The organism is Mesorhizobium sp. M0626, assembly GCF_040320665.1.
Classification (GTDB): domain Bacteria; phylum Pseudomonadota; class Alphaproteobacteria; order Rhizobiales; family Rhizobiaceae; genus Mesorhizobium.
Genome location: NZ_JAMYQD010000010.1, coordinates 148,108 through 163,870, shown reverse-complemented (window position 1 = coordinate 163,870; position 15,763 = coordinate 148,108). Strand labels below are relative to the sequence as shown.

Annotated in this window: 14 protein-coding genes; 9 read left to right on the top strand and 5 right to left on the bottom strand. The window is 61.1% G+C overall.

Annotated elements, in window-relative coordinates:
• Nucleotides 1-243: 243 nt before the first annotated feature.
• Nucleotides 244-1,482, bottom strand: coding sequence for an ABC transporter substrate-binding protein (locus NKI37_RS14710; RefSeq protein ID WP_023689585.1), 1,239 nt, complete (start codon nucleotides 1,480-1,482; stop codon nucleotides 244-246).
• 69 nt (nucleotides 1,483-1,551) lie between these two features.
• The gene (locus NKI37_RS14705; RefSeq protein ID WP_352794484.1) at nucleotides 1,552-2,610 is read right to left on the bottom strand and encodes a LacI family DNA-binding transcriptional regulator; all 1,059 of its coding nucleotides are present in this window, start codon (nucleotides 2,608-2,610) and stop codon (nucleotides 1,552-1,554) included.
• A gap of 394 nt (nucleotides 2,611-3,004) precedes the next feature.
• Between NKI37_RS14705 and NKI37_RS14700 the strand changes: the two genes are divergently transcribed.
• The 3 genes from NKI37_RS14700 to NKI37_RS14690 are packed head-to-tail and all read left to right on the top strand — an operon-like array spanning nucleotide 3,005 to nucleotide 7,243.
• Entirely contained in the window at nucleotides 3,005-4,330 is a 1,326-nt protein-coding gene (locus tag NKI37_RS14700) for a hypothetical protein (RefSeq protein ID WP_352790367.1), read from the top strand.
• Between the two features lie 8 nt (nucleotides 4,331-4,338).
• Nucleotides 4,339-6,303, top strand: coding sequence for an SNF2-related protein (locus NKI37_RS14695; protein WP_352761144.1), 1,965 nt, complete (start codon nucleotides 4,339-4,341; stop codon nucleotides 6,301-6,303).
• Complete coding sequence (locus tag NKI37_RS14690) at nucleotides 6,281-7,243, top strand: protein NO VEIN domain-containing protein (protein ID WP_352761143.1); 963 nt, start codon at nucleotides 6,281-6,283, stop codon at nucleotides 7,241-7,243. Before NKI37_RS14695 ends, NKI37_RS14690 begins: the two co-directional genes overlap by 23 nt.
• Before the next feature lie 2 nt (nucleotides 7,244-7,245).
• Here the strand turns inward: NKI37_RS14690 and NKI37_RS14685 are convergent, their stop codons facing one another.
• The 3 genes from NKI37_RS14685 to NKI37_RS14675 form a co-directional block, all read right to left on the bottom strand.
• Nucleotides 7,246-7,668 carry a very short patch repair endonuclease gene (locus tag NKI37_RS14685; RefSeq protein WP_352761142.1) on the bottom strand — a complete coding sequence of 141 codons (423 nt, stop codon included), beginning with the start codon at nucleotides 7,666-7,668 and terminating at the stop codon, nucleotides 7,246-7,248.
• Nucleotides 7,669-7,704: 36 nt separating this feature from the next.
• Nucleotides 7,705-9,369 carry a DNA cytosine methyltransferase gene (locus NKI37_RS14680; RefSeq protein WP_352761141.1) on the bottom strand — a complete coding sequence of 555 codons (1,665 nt, stop codon included), beginning with the start codon at nucleotides 9,367-9,369 and terminating at the stop codon, nucleotides 7,705-7,707.
• 358 nt (nucleotides 9,370-9,727) lie between these two features.
• Nucleotides 9,728-10,621: a LysR family transcriptional regulator gene (locus NKI37_RS14675; protein WP_352790364.1), complete on the bottom strand. Its 894-nt coding sequence runs from the start codon at nucleotides 10,619-10,621 to the stop codon at nucleotides 9,728-9,730.
• A 148-nt stretch (nucleotides 10,622-10,769) separates the two neighbouring features.
• On the opposite strand from NKI37_RS14675, the gene NKI37_RS14670 reads away from it, so the two are divergent.
• Genes NKI37_RS14670 through NKI37_RS14645 form a run of 6 tightly spaced genes read left to right on the top strand, consistent with a single transcriptional unit; the run spans nucleotide 10,770 to nucleotide 15,587 of the window.
• On the top strand, nucleotides 10,770-11,960 hold the full coding sequence (locus NKI37_RS14670; RefSeq protein WP_352790362.1) for an MFS transporter: 1,191 nt from the start codon (nucleotides 10,770-10,772) through the stop codon (nucleotides 11,958-11,960).
• On the top strand, nucleotides 11,957-12,427 hold the full coding sequence (locus tag NKI37_RS14665) for a cyclophilin-like fold protein (RefSeq protein ID WP_352462989.1): 471 nt from the start codon (nucleotides 11,957-11,959) through the stop codon (nucleotides 12,425-12,427). The genes NKI37_RS14670 and NKI37_RS14665 overlap by 4 nt, the downstream gene beginning before the upstream one ends.
• A gap of 19 nt (nucleotides 12,428-12,446) precedes the next feature.
• The gene (locus NKI37_RS14660) at nucleotides 12,447-12,842 is read left to right on the top strand and encodes a (R)-mandelonitrile lyase (protein ID WP_352462990.1); all 396 of its coding nucleotides are present in this window, start codon (nucleotides 12,447-12,449) and stop codon (nucleotides 12,840-12,842) included.
• 25 nt (nucleotides 12,843-12,867) lie between these two features.
• Nucleotides 12,868-13,884 (top strand): zinc-dependent alcohol dehydrogenase family protein, encoded by a 1,017-nt coding sequence (locus tag NKI37_RS14655; protein WP_352790359.1) that lies wholly within the window; start codon nucleotides 12,868-12,870, stop codon nucleotides 13,882-13,884.
• 57 nt (nucleotides 13,885-13,941) lie between these two features.
• Entirely contained in the window at nucleotides 13,942-14,376 is a 435-nt protein-coding gene (locus tag NKI37_RS14650; RefSeq protein ID WP_352790357.1) for a lipocalin-like domain-containing protein, read from the top strand.
• A 29-nt stretch (nucleotides 14,377-14,405) separates the two neighbouring features.
• Entirely contained in the window at nucleotides 14,406-15,587 is a 1,182-nt protein-coding gene (locus NKI37_RS14645) for an arabinose transporter (protein WP_352794481.1), read from the top strand.
• Nucleotides 15,588-15,763: the final 176 nt, after the last annotated feature.

Genomic DNA, 15,763 nt, shown 5'->3' with positions numbered 1-15,763 from the left:
CTCCCCGCAAGGGAGAGGTAGGGCGTCGGTGCGATGATTGAGAATGCCAGGGGTCATGCTGCTCTTCCGTTGGATCTCGTAGGGCGGTGGGACACACCTCCCCCACCCCGCTGCTGCGCAGCGACCCTCCCCACAAGTGGGAGGGTAAGGAGCGCCGGCCGCCCGTCCAGGGAGACGGATCGGGCGGCCGGATCAGGACCTGCGACGGCAGGGGCGTCATGCGCCCTCGCCGCCGGCCAGTCCTTATTTCTGCGCCTGGTCGATGATCGACTGCATGGTCTCTTGGGCATTGGCGATCGCGCCGTCGACGTCGTCGCCGAAGACGACCTCGTTGATCATCTGCGTCCACGGACCGTTGGCCGAGTTGATCAGGTCGTTGAACACCACGGAATAGGGCGTGCGGCCCTTGGCCATGGCTTCGGCGGCGATCTGGTAGCGCGGATCGAGATCTTTCAGCGCCTCCTTGGCGATGTCGCCGCGCACCGGCAGGCTGCCGTATTTGGCCAGGATGGTCTGGCCTTCGAGCGAATAGGCGAAGTCGAGAAACTCCTTCACCACGGCGAGCTTCTTGGTGCCCTTGGTGACGACGAAATTGTCGCCGCCGGCAAACGAAGACCAGCCGCTGTCCTTGCCCGGCAGGAAGGTGACGCCATAGTCGATATCCGGATACTGCGTGTTGAGCGCGCCGATGGCGAAGGCGCCGGACGGCGAAATGCCTATATTGCCGGTGGCGAAGGCGGCAAAGAAGTTGGCGCCGGTGTCGGTCTGCGCGCCGGCCGGCACCAGATCCTTCTTGACCATCGAGCGGTAGAGGTCGATGGCGCCGCGCAGCTGCGGGCTGTCCAGCGTCGCCTTCGAGCCGTCCTCGGAGAGGATGTCGCCGCCCGAGGCCCAAATCAGCGGCGTGAAGGTGAAGATGTTGCAGCCGCCGCAATTGCCGGAGAAGTAGAAGCCCTTGATGTCGCCACCAAGTGCGTTGACCTTTTCGGCGTCAGCCTCGATCTCGGCCCAGTTGGCCGGGCCCTTGTCGGGATCGAGCCCCGCCTGCTTGAACAGTTTCTTGTTCCAGATCAGCACCGAGGCGTCGGCCGAGAACGGCAGCCCGTAAATGTGGTCCTTGTAGGTGCCGGTCTTGACGTGCGCCGGCGACAGGCTGGCGAAATAGGGCAGCGATTTCGCCCAGTCGGTGATGTCCTCGAGCTGGCCGGCGGCGGCAAAGGACGGCGTGTAGATCAGGTCGAGCGACAGCGCGTCGGGCGCCGTGCCGCCGGCGGCGGCGGCGCCATATTTCGGGATGATCTCGGCATTGGGAATGATGTCGAGCTTGACCTGGTTCTCATGGCCCTTGTTGAAGGCATCGACGATCCGCGGCATGAAGTTCGAGCCGTCGGCGCGGACCCAGATGTTGGCGGTGTCGGCAGCCATTGCAGGCAAGGCAATGATGCTCGCGGCGAGCGCGAACCCGGTAATCACGGTCTTCATGGTTTTCCTCCTCATGGTTCTGTTCTCCTCCCTGTTGCGGCGCTCTCTTGGATGGCGCCGCGCGTTTTCCTAGCCGTCCGGTGGACGGCCGCATGACTGACGCACCACCAGCCGGCACGGCAGTTTTCGAATGCCCGGCGCGGCGGCTTGGCCGCCGACGAGCGATAGCAGTGTGAGGCCGGCCTCGCGGCCGAGCGCCGCCAGGTTCATGTCGACCGAGGTCAGCGGCGGGCGGGTTGCCTCCGCCACGATCTCCCAATTGTCGAAGCCGATGACGCCGACATCGCCGGGCACGCCAAGGCCGCGCTCGCGCAGCGCATCGATGACGCCGCGCGCGATCTGGTCGTTGCCGCAGAACACCGCATCGGGTTTCTCTCCCTTCTTGTTGAAGAGCGTTGGGCCGTCGAACAGCTTTCCGACGGCTTCATGCCCCCAGGCTTCCGACCACGAGCCGAGCAAGGGCTCGGTGACCGGCAGGCCGTGCGCGGCCAGCACATCGCGAAAAGCCTGTGCCCGCTCATTCACCACGGCAAAACTTTCGGGACCGCTGACATGGGCGATGCGCCGCCGCCCGAGCCGGCAAAGATGCTCGACCGCCAGCCGCGCGCCGCCGGCATCGTCGGAGACGAAGGCGATGGCATCGGGATCGGGCTGGCTGAAGGCGTAGATGACGGGCACGCCGAGATTGGCGAGGTCGACCGGCAGATGGCGGTCGATGCGCTTGCCGCTGGCGATGATGCCATCGATGCGCTTGTCCAGCATCGCCTCGACATGCAGCTGCGCCAGCCGCGGATCGTCCTCGACATTGCACATGAACACCGAAACGCCGGCATCGACCAGCGCATCGGAAATGCCCGACATGACCGGCAGCGAAAAGCGGCCATAGGTGTCGTTGGTCAACAGCCCGACGGTGAAGGAACGCCGCCGCAGCAGGCTCTGCGCCAGGCTGTTGGGGCGAAAACCGAGCCGCTGCGCCGTCTCGCGAATGCGCTGCCGCGTCTCGGCCGTCATCCGCCCCTGCCCGTTCAGCGCCTTCGAGGCGGTGGCCACACTGACACCAGCCATCGCCGCGACTTCACGCAGGGTGACGGGTTGTTTGGCGGGCGTTGGCGAGGCGTCGGAGGGCATTGTTTGGGTGTAAGTCCTAGGGTTGGGAAAAGGTTTTCTCTTACTGGCCTGGTGCGTGTCGGGGTGGGTGGATGGCGGATGCTGCGGAGTTTGGGAAAAGGTTTTCTCAAAGGGAGATTAGGATGAGAATTTGGGAATGGCAAGGGGGCATGGTGGTGTTGAAGCTGCATTCGGCAGGGACAACAGAGGACCGGCCAAAGGTAAGAAGGGAGTTATCTTGTTGGTTTCCGCGCCTTGCTGAGCCAGCCACTAGCGCCTTTAGAACATTGTCGGTTCTTAGGATGCTTTCCATCGCCGGGTTGTTTGGCTCTGGGTCATTAGTATAGCATCAACTCGGGTGACCGCTTGGGTGAACCAAGATTCTTTAAGGCTGGCGGCGCGACGAGGGGGAAATATGGTCCTGTCAACGGATGTTCGCAAAAGGAAGCTTACGGAGATCAGAGCGGCAGGAGATGGCCAAAATAAGCAAAAGCTCTACTATATGGGCCAAACTCAGAGTTTTGAAGTATTCCGCATCGATCTCGATTATCTGATCTATAATCGACATAATGGCCGCATCGAAGCAGAGATGCTCACTTGGGAGCAGGAGAATGCCGCTCCTATAGGCACTTATGATAGTGAGCTCCATGACAAGATCGGAAGCTTTCTGTGGGAGTCCAACAAGGGACGCAACAAGGCCACCCTCACCGATTTATCAAGCAAAGGCCAGCAGCGACCCGGCATCGTTAGTCTCGATGGTGTGATCATTGATGGCAACCGCCGTGCCATGCTTTTGCGCAAGCTGGGGGACCCAAAGGGTAAACAGTATTTTGATGCAATTATTTTACCGCATGCTTACGCCGACAATCAGGCGGAGATCGTTCGTCTAGAGACACAATATCAACTTGGAGAAGACTCCAAGGTCGAATATGGACCGCTCCAGAAGTACCTTCACGCCCGTCGGCTGCACGATGACCTCAACATCGGTGAGAATGAAATCGACAGCCTGATGGGCGAGCCGGCGGGCAACACCAAGAAGTTGCTTGAGATTATGCAACTGATGGATGATTATCTTGAGCATATCGGTTGTCCCAGGCTTTACCTGATGTTGAAGGATGCGGACGGTACGAAGGAGGGAATGTTCGTCGACCTGCATGCGGACCTGAAGCGGATCGGGTCGGGCAAAGCAAAGATACCCTGGGCGTTCGACGCGGAGATCGACCCGTTACAGCTTCGCCTTATCCAGTTCGACTACATACGTCTCGGCGACTTTGCCGACGCCAAAAAGGTTTATCGCGAGATTTCCCACCAGGGGAAGGACAGGAACTTCTTTGCGAGCAAGGACATCTGGCAACGGTTCAGGGATTCCCATACCGGTGAGATCGACCCGATCACCATGGACATAGGCTCGCTGGAAGAATTCATTCAGGCCGATCCAGACGCCTACGCAACGAAACTTGATGCCGCCCGCGCTCGGGACAACCAATGGAGCGCTAGGGTCAAGGGTCCAATGACTGGCAATTTCCGTCAGGCGAGTTACAAGCTCGCCCTCGCGAATGAGGTACTTAAGCCCGGTGAATATCTGAAACGAGCCAAGGACCAGCTCGACAAAATCGACATCAACAGCGATGCACTGCTTCTGTCGTCCGAGAATATGGACCTAGCGGTGGAGATCAGCCGTATTGCATGGGAAATCAAGAAGCGGTTCGACCGCAACAGCCCCAAGAAGCTGGCTGGCTGAGCCATACGATGGCGAAGGTCGAGTACGATCCAGCGGACGAATTCCTCCTTGTCCGCGAGGTTGGAGCCGCTTCGCGTCATCCTTTGCTTGCGGCATTCATGCGGCAGGCCGGTGGCAAACTTGGTGATGACGGCACTTTGCGAATCCCCACTGCGCCCGAAGACTTGACTACCCGCTATCCGACCCTGACGCGCTTGTTAGAGAAAATTGGTGTCACACTTGAGACCAGCAACAATGTCTCCGACGCGCTCGATCAGGTCGAAAGCGAAGAACGTCGGTTCACCGAGTTTTCCCGCGAGGCCTATGAAATCTGGCACGCCCAGATCGATACCGAAGCCTTTCGTGGATTCGTCAAGGTCGTCGAGCAGGCATGTCCGAACCGGACATTTTACCGCAAACAGCTCCTCTCGGCCTTCCATCTGGCATTTTCGCAGAATGCCTGCAATTTCTCGGTCCCAGGATCCGGAAAGACATCGGTTGTCTACGCCGCTTATTCCTACCTTCGCAGCCTTCCGGCGGAAAATCCTAAGTCGGTGGATCGGCTGCTGATTGTAGGGCCGCTATCATCGTTCAAAGCTTGGGAAGACGAATATGCATCTATCTTCGGCAACAAGCCCCCGAGTCGGCGCATTTCTGGAGGCATTGCCGCTCTCGATCGGACCGATCATCTCCGCGGCATCACGATCACATCGAGGTCGACGGAACTGACGCTGACGACGTATCAGACGCTAGCCAACATGGAAGATGAATTCCGCATCTTCCTCAAGCATGTAGGGCCTCGCACCATGATGGTGCTCGACGAGGCGCATTACATCAAGAGTGGCGACGGCATGCAGGCGGCGGCGGCGCTACGCTTGGCGCCAATGGCGCGGTCGCGGGTCGTGCTCACTGGTACGCCAGCACCAAACGGGTACGAAGATCTCGCGAACCTTTTCAAGTTCATCTACCCCAGCCGCAATATCATCGGATTTCCAACGGCCTCCCTGCGTGCGATGACGGACGGCTTGATGCCGAACGCAGTCAGTGAGCTGAAAACGAGGATTCAGCCCTTCTATACTCGCATCCGAAAGGTGGATTTGGGACTGCCGAGCATGCAAGAGGAAAGGATCGCAGTTCCCCTGGATGGCGAACAAGAGCGTATCTACCGCAGCCTGGAAAGCCGTATAGTACCTCATCTCCGTCAGCAGTTCGACGACCCTCAAGCCAACGTCCGTTTGCGCGCCCGGTTGATCCGATTGAGGCAGGCCGTTGTCAACCCTGAGTTGCTTTTGCGCCCGCTCGAACAGGAAGAAGGCATATTCGACACAGGCGGGACCGGTGATCTCAATTTCAACGAACTCGAGGTCGCCGAACTTATTCGAGACTTCCACGCAGTGGACAAGCTCGCCAGACTCGATGTTTGCAAGACTTTGGTCAGTGACATCCTCCAATTACAGGGCAAAGTGCTAATCTGGTCGTATTTCCTTGGAAACCTCGATCTTCTCCGGCGCAGCTTTGGGCCTGTCGCGCCTTTCGTGGAGGTCCTGACCGGCGCCACGCCAGTCGCGGGCGACGAGGACGAGAGCGCGGTTGAGATTGGAACCCGCGAGGACATCATCGATCGCTTCCATGCGACCGATGGCAAGGCAATCTTGATCGCAAATCCGCAGGCGGTTGGGGAATCGATCTCGCTTCACAAGGCCTGTCGGTCGGCAATCTACTTCGATCGTGATTTCAATGCCGGCAGGTTCATCCAGTCAAAGGACCGCATCCACCGTTACAATCCTGACGGCGGCGGGCCGGTAACCTACTATCATCTTGTGACCCCAAACACCGTGGATCAGGACATAGACATGCGCTTGGCCGTTAAGGAGCGGCGCCTCGCCGATCTTGTAGATACGGCTGACATCCCGTTGTTGACCGCTGCCGACGATGAGAACCTTGGCGATCTCCGTGCGATCTTCGAAGCCTATGAACGCCGCAAAACTCAGTGACGGCCTGTTGCCGGCGACATCGACCCTAGCTCTCGTCGATCTCGTTCGGGATCGGGCCGGTGGAACCACACAGGAGCAATTGATCCGCGATCTCGCGGCGTCAACTCCAATTTCCTGGTCGCGAGCGTGGAACACAGTCGCCAAGCTGCTTGGCTATGGGGTCATCGCCACATCTTCCACAGGGTTGATCCGCCTCGCGGGCGACTTCGCAGAGAATCCGATGACCCTAATCTCGGATTCTATCGCGCGCGAGCTAGTCGGCCGCCTTGTCAAGGAGAGGGCTTGGGGATGTATGCGGCTTGATCCCAGCGGCATGGTGACAATAGACGCAATGACCATGCCGAAGATGGGTGATGGTCTTGGCATGTGGGTGACAGATTTCGAGATCGCGGCCCGCGACCGGACCGAGGCTCGTTTCTGGGAAGTCACTGAGCGGTACCGAGCCGTATTCATCTCAGCCGTGCGAGAGGCCAATGCGGCACGGCCGAAGCACTCGAAATCAGCCGAAAAGCTCGCTGCGGATTTAGCGCGGCAGGCAGAAATGGGAGAGGCTGCCGAGCTATGGGTACTTGAGTACGAGCGAAACCGGCTGCGAAATCACCCATTCCAAGACCAGATACGGCGCATATCTGTCGATGATGTGTCAGCAGGATACGACATCATGTCGTTTGCAGCACATTCCTCGCTTCAGCACGATCTCTTCATCGAGGTTAAGTCATACGGTGCGACAAAGGCGTTCCACTGGTCAAGGAACGAGATCGCTACTGCCGCGGAGTTCGGCGAAGAGTATGCTCTCTATCTTGTGGATCGTACGCGGACCTATCAGTCCAGCTATTCTCCGCATATCATCTCAGGACCCTCACCTGAGATGTTCGCACTACCGGGAAGCGGCTGGAAGGTCGAGGCAACGTCGTTCGAGCACGTTGCACTCTTAGGTTGAATTTATTGCCGCAACCGTGTCTCGCCAATAAACTCAACCAGACGATCGCGCAGATGCTCCGCATCAAGTGTCTCACATTCCCAGATCGTCAGGATTACCCAGCCTACTTCAGCGGCAGCCTTTTCCAGCCGTTCGTCGCGCTCCCTATTGCGAGCAAACTTCGCTTGCCAGAAGGCTGTACGGCTCTTGGGTAGCCGCGACAGGCTGCAGCCATGCGCGTGCCAGAAGCATCCATGTACCTGGATGCCTTTGCGGCGAGCCGGGAACGCGATATCCGGACGGCCCGGTACCTGCGCCAACTGAGTGCGGAAACGGTACCCAAGACCATGCAGCAGTCGCCGGACGATGAGTTCAGGCTTGGTGTCCGCTCTTCGGATGCGTGACATGAGGGCGCTTCGCCCCGCTGGCGATAGACGATCAACCATACGCCGAATATAGGGCGGGGGTCTCCCCGACCATAGTCACCCCATCCCAAAAGCTGGCTTTCTGCTAGCCGGGCTCCGATGCGCGTGACCGTCGAAGAGCGGATTGACTGCGGAGCCGATCAGCAATCCCGCAAGGATCGTTGTGGCGTTTCTTGCTAGCTTTGCTAAACCCGGCAGTTTTTCAGCTTTTGAACCGTGTTCGTTGATGATCGCCTTCTCAACCAGAAGGCGGGCCTCGCCGTCGTATTTTGAGAGCACATCGACAAGCGCTGCTCCGACCTGATCAAGCTTGTCCAGCACCATAAACGCGCGTGTACCTCCCGGTCCCCGGTGAGCCCACACAGCTTGCATGTTGGGTATGTCGGCGGTCGCGATGAAGCGCTTCACATCGTCAAGCGCAGTCTTGACCACAGCACTTAATGCCGCCGACATGCCGTGCGCGAGGTCCTGTGCCAATGCCTCATCCAGCGCCACTGCATGGATCGCCTTTGAAGTCCCGAAATAGAAGGCCATCCGCCAAATGACGACATCGCCCGAGCGGTCATTGCACAGCTCAAACCGGACGCCGCTTTTGAGTTGAAGGCTTGGAATAGCGAACCTGAAGGTCCTATCCGATGGATACTTTGCGCCAACTCTATCGGGTGCCGTCTCAACCGGTAACGGCACGGGCCGTTTCAAATACTTGCCAGCCTGGTCGAGCGAAAGGACTTCGTTTGCCGCATGATCCTGGAGCGCGTGACCCATGAGATAGGCGAAGGCAGGCGGCACTGCATTCCCGATCATCCTTAGCTTCTGACTGTAGTTGGCGCCATAGAATTGGAATGTAATTGGGAAACCCTGCAAGCTAGCGCGCTCACGTAAGGTCAACCGACGGAACGCATCAGGGCGATCTTGCGTGGCTATGACAATACTCTCGCGGGATACCCGAGTGCATGTTGCCGTAATCGTGCGAACGCTGCGATGGAGCGGATCCGGGAAAGGCATGGCATTATAGACCGTGTGGGTCATCTTGTTTGCACAGTTGATGCGTACCTCCTCAGTGCTGAGGATGTCCTCTTCTACGTGATCTGTCACCTCCGCTCGCGGCATCGTGATACCAAATAGGGGATCGTCCACGCAGTCGTTCGCCAAGGCGGTGATCACGTCCCCAAGCGTACGCATTTTCGCTTTCTCTCGATAGGACTGCAGCAGGTCGACATCGAAATTGCCAGCGATGCATCGGCGCCGACGTTGGGGGAGTCCGTACTCGGCCATATCAACGATATGTGTGGCACAGCCAAGGTGGGCGAATTCCGCTAGCGCGCCTCCGGATCTGAGCTCCATTTCAATGATCTTGGCCACGCGGGGGACGTTCTCCATCGCCCATAGCCTTGGTTTAAGACGATCTACGATATTTAGGAATCTGATGATGTCCTGCAAACCGTCAGCGATGTCGCCGCCGCCCCCCCTGTTGCTGAACGAGAACTGCGTACAAGGCGGGCTCCCCACAACGATGTCGATCCCCTTTGGCAAATCCTCCAAGGACAGCCGCCGGATGTCGACAGTTTGCGCCTGATGGGAATTGTTCTTGAAGTTGGTTTCGTTTGCTGGCCCCCAAAGCTCATACGAAGCCACAACATCGATTCCTGCCAGTCGGAGGCCCAATGACCACCCTCCTACGCCAGAGTAGAGATCGATCGCCTTTAGTTTCCTGGCAGTCACGAGTCGCCCCTGAATTCGCTGTACCCCTATGAATAGTTCCTTGGCGGGTTTGGCAAGATCTTTATGCGGCTTAGAGCGCGAGCACCAGTAGCGCCGCCTTCTGAGCACCAGACCCTACTGCATCTTGTGCGCCCCAGACACACTCCACAAATCAAAATTCAACAGTTCGGAAAAACCGGCGAAAAGATCGGGTGGCATAAGCTTCCCAGTCGGGATTCCGCGTTCTTCCTTTTTGGACCACCAACAAAATCGCAGCGGCGGCGCATCGCCTGCCCCAGCGGCGGCATGAACAGCCGGGCGATGCCCAGGTAGGACCTGCATTCACCAGGTCAGCTTCATAATCCAAACAGTCCTGGCGTCAGATGCGATGGCGGAGCGCGTCGATGATCACCGCCATGGCAGGGGAGAGCTGTCGCCTGCTCGGATAGTAGAGGTGATAGCCGGCAAATGGCGGGCTCCAGTCGTCAAGCACGAGCCTGAGGCGTCCCTCGGCGATGTGGTGGCTGACGAGGTTTTCCGGGACATAGGCGATCCCGAAACCGCTTGTCGCAGCCTCGATCATGGGAATGGACGAGTTGAAGGTGAGCTGGCCTTCCACCCGCACACGAAGGTCGCGGCCTTCCCTGGCGAATTCCCAGGCATACAATCCGCCGAACGTCGCCTGCCGCATATTGATGCAGTCGTGATCGACCAGGTCCTGGGGCGCGGCCGGAACCGGATGGCGGGAAAAGTAGTCCGGCGAAGCCACGGCCACCAGCCTCCAATCCGGCCCGATGCGCACTGCGATCATATCCCTGTCGATGCTCTCGCCAAGCCGCACGCCTGCGTCGAAGCGCTCCTCCACAATGTTCTTCATGCCGTTGTCGCTGTATAGCTCGACGCGCACGTCGGGATTGTCGTTGAGCAAGGGCTGGAGCTTCGGCCAGACGGTCGTCTGGAGCGCATGGTCGGACAGGGTGATGCGGACCGTTCCGGAGGGCTTGTCGCGAAACGCCACCAGGCTTGCGAGGTCGGATTCGATTTCCTCGAAGCGGGGAACGAGAGATTGGAAAAGTCGCTCGCCGGCCTCCGTCGGAGAGACGCTCCGCGTCGTACGCGTCAGCAGGCGGACGCCAAGACGAGCTTCAAGCTCCTTGATTGTCGAACTCAGGGTCGACTGCGAGGTTCCGAGCTTTGCCGCCGCCCTGGTGAAACTGCGCTCCCTGGCGACCGCCACGAACCAGAGCAAATCCTTCATGCCATCGCGCTGCATAGGGCACCTCCCGTCGGACATTCATATCATGAGCAGATAAGTCCATGCGGATTGCTTGGTCTACTTAAATGGGTCCCCTTGCAATATCTTCTGGCAGCGACGGGAATTTGCGGCTGATCCGTCCGGTCGCTTTGCCAGGATGCCAATCATGGAAACCACATACGACACAAGGCTTGTTGAAAACCGCGCCGCATGGGGCGCGGTGTTGTCGATGGCGCTGTGTGTTTTCGTGCTCATCGCGTCGGAATTCATGCCGGTCAGCCTGCTGTCGCCGCTAGCGGACGATCTCGGCATCACCGAGGGCCGGGCGGGACAGGCGATCTCGATTTCGGGCGCTTTCGCCGTCGTGACCAGCCTGCTGGTCGCCAGCCTCACGCGCCACATCGACCGCCGACTGGTCGTGACCGGCTTCACCCTCCTACTCATCGTGTCCGGTCTGGCTGTCACCTTCGCGCCGAACTACGCGTTGCTCATGGTCGGCCGGGCGCTGCTCGGCATCGCGATCGGCGGGTTCTGGTCGATGTCGACCGCGATCGTCATGCGCCTCGTGCCGCAAGACATGGTTCCGAAGGGTCTCGCCATGCTGAACGCCGGCAATGCCATTGCGGCCACCATCGCCGCGCCGCTGGGCAGTTTTCTCGGCGCCTATGTCGGCTGGCGCGGCGCTTTCTTCCTCGTCGTGCCGTTTGGTCTCCTGGCGCTGGCCTGGCAGTGGACAAGCCTGCCGGCGCTGCCGCCGCGCCGCAGGAATCGTGCCGGCAACCCGCTGCCGCTGCTCGGCCGTCTTCCTGTCGCCACCGGCATGGCGTCGATCATGATGCTGTTCATGGGTCAGTTCGCGCTCTTCACCTATCTGCGGCCCTTCCTCGAGAACGTCACCCGGCTCGATATCGCCGCCCTCTCGGCGGTCCTGCTGGCGATGGGGCTGGCCGGGGTGCTCGGCACATGGTGCGTCGGCCGGCTTTTGCGCACGCGTCTGTTCAGCATTCTCACCGTCATCCCGCTGGTCATGGCTGCACTGGCCGCCGCGCTCATCGCCCTCGGTGCACTCCCGGGTCCCACAGCGCTGCTGCTCGTTGCCTGGGGCTTCTTCGGCATGGCCGCGCCGGTCGGTTGGGGCACGTGGCTCAGCCGAACGTTGCCGAACGACGCGGAGGCCGGCGGCGGGTTGCAGGTAGCCGTCATCCAGCTCGCCATCACCGGCGGCGCCGCGATCGGCGGCACGCTGTTCGATACGGTGGGCTGGTGGGGACCGTTCACTCTGGGCGCGGTGCTGCTCTGCGGATCGGCGCTCGCCGCCCTTGCCGCAGCGCATATGGCCCGGAGGTCTTTGCCGTGACGAACGAACATGCGCCGCTCAGCCGCCGGACATTGCTCGGCGCCGCGTTCGCGGCGGCGGCCCTGCCTCGCACAGCCGCCAGCCAGGAAGACCAATCTCCCGTCAGCCAGGAGCCCACCGACATCAAGATCAGGATGGTTTTCAACGGCCGCACCATGACCGCCACGCTCTACGACAATCCGTCGGCGCGCGACTTCTTCTCCATGCTGCCGCTCGACGTCGAGATCGAGGACTACGCCCACAACGAGAAGATCGCCTATCTGCCGCGCAAGCTGACCGAGGAGGGAAGCGGTCCGTTCGCCGACGAGCAGCCCTATGACCTGTGCTATTTCATGCCCTGGGGCAACCTGGCCATGTTCTACGCCGACTACCGCCATCCCGGGCTGATCAGGCTTGGCCGCTTCGACGAGGGCGAGCAGGCCCTGCACATTCGCGGCAAATTCCCGCTTCGCATCGAACGCATTTGAGGACGCAAAGGAGATCACCATGGACATTCTTCGCGCCGGCACCAGGCCTTCCGGCAAGGGACCGCCTGACTGGTTCACCGGAACGGTGCGGATCGATCCGCTCTTCAATCCCTTCGACGCCGAGCGGGTTCAAGGCGCACAGGTGACCTTCGAGCCCGGCGCCCGCACCGCCTGGCACACGCATCCGCTCGGCCAGACGCTGATCGTCGTCTCCGGCCTCGGCCGCGTTCAGCGCGAGGGTGGCCCGGTCGAGGAAATCCGTCCGGGCGACGTCGTCTGGTTCGCGCCCGGCGAAAAACACTGGCACGGCGCATCGCCTCAGACCGCCATGACCCACATTGCCCTCCAGGAGGTCAAGGACGGCAAGGTCGTGGACTGGCTGGAACATGTCAGCGACGCCGACTACGGCGGCTGATCTTCTCGCCTCGAAAGGAACCAACATGCTTGCAACCGTTCTTCACAACCCGGGCGACATCCGCTGCGAGGAAATCGCCGATCCGAAAATCATGCGGCCGACGGACGCCATCATCAAGCTGTCGGCAAGCTGCATCTGCGGCTCGGACCTGTGGCCTTATCGCGGGCTGCAGCCGGTCGCCGGGCCGATGCATATGGGCCACGAATATTGCGGCATCGTCGTCGAGGTCGGCGCAGAGGTGCGCACGGTCCGCCCCGGCCAGTTCGTCGTCGGGTCATTCTGCCTCTCCGACAATACCTGCCCGCATTGCCGCTTCGGCTTCCAGTCGTCTTGCGTGCAGCGCGAGTTCATGTCGGGCGCGCAGGCGCCTTACGCCCGCGTACCCTTGGCCGATGGCACACTGGTCGCCACCGCCGAGGTGCCGCCGGCCGACCTCATCCCTGACCTGCTGGCGGTGTCCGATGTGCTCGGCACCGGCTGGTATGCGGCCGACGCGGCCGAGGTCCGCGAAGGATCGACGGTGGTAGTGGTCGGCGACGGTGCGGTCGGCCTGATGGGCGTGCTTGCGGCCAAGGAGATGGGCGCCGAGCGCATCATCGCCATGAGCCGGCACGCAAGCCGCCAAAAGCTCGCCCGCGAGTTTGGCGCGACCGACATCGTCGCCGAGCGCGGCGAGGAAGGCGTGGCCCTCATCAAGGAACTCACCAAGGGCGTCGGCGCGGACTCCGTGCTGGAATGCGTCGGCACGGGAGAATCCTTCGACCAGGCGCTGGCCTGCTCCCGCCCCGGCGGCACCATCGGCTATGTCGGCGTGCCGCACGGCGTGAACTTCGACGGCCAAAAACTATTCTTCGGCCAGAAACGCATGCTGGGCGGCCCGGCGCCGGTGCGCCGCTTCCTGCCCGACCTGATGGACCGTGTGCTGCAAGGTCGGATCATGCCCGGCAAGGTCTTCGACCTCAAGCTGCCGTTGGCCGAGGTCGCTGAAGGCTATCGCGCCATGGACGAGCGTCGCGCCATCAAGGTCATGCTTTCGGTGTGAGCAAGATCGGGCGGACGGCCTGTGCGCACCCACAACTCAGAAAAGGAACAACGACATATGACTATGAGATTAAAGATTGCCGCCCTTGCGCTTGCCCTTTCGGTCGCCACGCCGGCTCTCTCGCAAGAATCCGCGATCATCGGCGCATGGCGCATGATTTCGCTCGAGGCCGGCTCCGAGGGAAACCTGAAGCCCGTGTCCTATTCCGGCCAGGTCATCTTCACCGAGGCCGGCACCCTCTCTGTGCAGGCGCAGAACCCCGACCCCAAGGCGCAGGACACGCCTTACACGGCGAATGGCTACGAAGCCTATTACGGGTCGGTCGCCATCAACGACCAGGACAAGACCTTCGTCATCACAATCGAGTCCTCCCTGGTCCGCAACCTTGTCGGGAAGAGCATGAAACGCAAATTCGAGGTCTCGGACAACAAACTGGTCCTCACGCCGGACAACCCGGCCGAAGGCTGGCGCGTAACCTACGAACGCTACTGATCCGAACAGTTGGGCTGCCGATGGCCAAAATGGCGCGGATGTCAGACCGAAATGGCGTCATCGCGGAACTGGTGCCGATCATGGCGGCTGTCTTCGCCGGCTTCCTGCTGATCGGCCTGGCGCTACCCGTCCTGCCGCTGCATCTTCACCAGCAGCTCGGCTTCGGCCCCTTCGCAGTCGGGCTGGTGACGGGCAGCCAGTTCGTCGCCTCGATGCTGTCGCGCATCGGGGCTGGAAACTATGCCGATGGACGCGGCGGCAAGCGCGCCGTCGTCGTCGGCCTCGTTGCCGCTGCCCTTGCCGGGCTATTTTACCTCGGCTCGCTGGCATTGCTCGACCGGCCGGTAGCGTCCGCATCGGCGCTGTTCGCCGGACGGGCGGTGCTGGGCGCGTCCGAGAGCTTCATCATCACCGGCGGCGTCGCCTGGGGCCTCTCCGTTGCGGGCGGACAGAACTCCGGAAAAGTCATAGCCTGGGTGGGCACGGCGATGTTTGCGGCGCTCGCGCTGGGGGCGCCGGTCGGATCTGCGCTTTATGCGGCGAGCGGTTTCACCGCGATCGCGCTCGCGACGATCATCCTGCCGCTGGCGACGCTGCTTGCCATCCTGCCGATGCGCGGCACCAGCGCCGCCTCGGGCAGCGTGCCGCAGTCATGGAGGAGCGTGGCGAAAGCGGTCTGGCTTCCTGGCGTCGGAGCTGCTTTCAGCAGCCTCGGCTATGGTGCTATTCTGGGCTTCGGCGCCCTGCTCTTCGCCGAGCAGGGCTGGCAGCCGGTATGGCTTCCTTTCACGGCCTATGCTGCGTCTCTGATTGTGGCAAGGCTGTGCTTCGGCCACCTGCCCGACAGGCTTGGAGGCGCACGCGTCGCTGTGATCTTCGTTGTGGTCGAGGCGGCAGGGCTGATGCTGATCTGGCTTGCGACCGGGCCTGTTGTCGCCGCAATCGGAGCGGGTCTGACTGGCCTCGGCTACTCGCTGGTCTATCCCGGTCTCGGCGCCGAGGCCGTAAGCCGTCTTCCGTCGCGCAGCCGCGGCCTGGCCATGGGACTCTACACCGTCTTCCTCGACGTGGCGCTCGGCTTCGGCAGTCCGGCGCTCGGCCTGGTCGCCGCGTCGACCGGGCTGCAATTCGTCTTCTTGGCCGTCGCGGCGGCGACGCTTCCGGCGTTGGGCATCGCTCTGCTGCTGGGTCGCCGTAGCGCTCCAAGATAGACAGCTCGCCGGCGTCGTCCGCATGAGGTTCGCTCATATTCTGTTTCCGGGTTGCCACCAACGCTGAAGCCCTCCCCCGCAAGGTGCAGCGAGCGGCCGGCCAAGCTCCCCGCCCAGACACACTCCAGAAACAAAATTCAACAGTTCGGAAAAACCGGCGAAAAGATCGGGTGGCA

Bases quoted from the DNA above. Each gene is read 5' to 3' on its own strand.
- NKI37_RS14710 (WP_023689585.1), bottom strand. From the start codon at position 1,482: ATGAAGACCGTGATTACCGGGTTCGCGCTCGCCGCGAGCATCATTGCC.
- NKI37_RS14705 (WP_352794484.1), bottom strand. From the start codon at position 2,610: ATGCCCTCCGACGCCTCGCCAACGCCCGCCAAACAACCCGTCACCCTG.
- NKI37_RS14700 (WP_352790367.1), top strand. From the start codon at position 3,005: ATGGTCCTGTCAACGGATGTTCGCAAAAGGAAGCTTACGGAGATCAGA.
- NKI37_RS14695 (WP_352761144.1), top strand. From the start codon at position 4,339: ATGGCGAAGGTCGAGTACGATCCAGCGGACGAATTCCTCCTTGTCCGC.
- NKI37_RS14690 (WP_352761143.1), top strand. From the start codon at position 6,281: ATGAACGCCGCAAAACTCAGTGACGGCCTGTTGCCGGCGACATCGACC.
- NKI37_RS14685 (WP_352761142.1), bottom strand. From the start codon at position 7,668: ATGGTTGATCGTCTATCGCCAGCGGGGCGAAGCGCCCTCATGTCACGC.
- NKI37_RS14675 (WP_352790364.1), bottom strand. From the start codon at position 10,621: ATGCAGCGCGATGGCATGAAGGATTTGCTCTGGTTCGTGGCGGTCGCC.
- NKI37_RS14670 (WP_352790362.1), top strand. From the start codon at position 10,770: ATGGAAACCACATACGACACAAGGCTTGTTGAAAACCGCGCCGCATGG.
- NKI37_RS14660 (WP_352462990.1), top strand. From the start codon at position 12,447: ATGGACATTCTTCGCGCCGGCACCAGGCCTTCCGGCAAGGGACCGCCT.
- NKI37_RS14655 (WP_352790359.1), top strand. From the start codon at position 12,868: ATGCTTGCAACCGTTCTTCACAACCCGGGCGACATCCGCTGCGAGGAA.
- NKI37_RS14650 (WP_352790357.1), top strand. From the start codon at position 13,942: ATGACTATGAGATTAAAGATTGCCGCCCTTGCGCTTGCCCTTTCGGTC.
- NKI37_RS14645 (WP_352794481.1), top strand. From the start codon at position 14,406: ATGGCGCGGATGTCAGACCGAAATGGCGTCATCGCGGAACTGGTGCCG.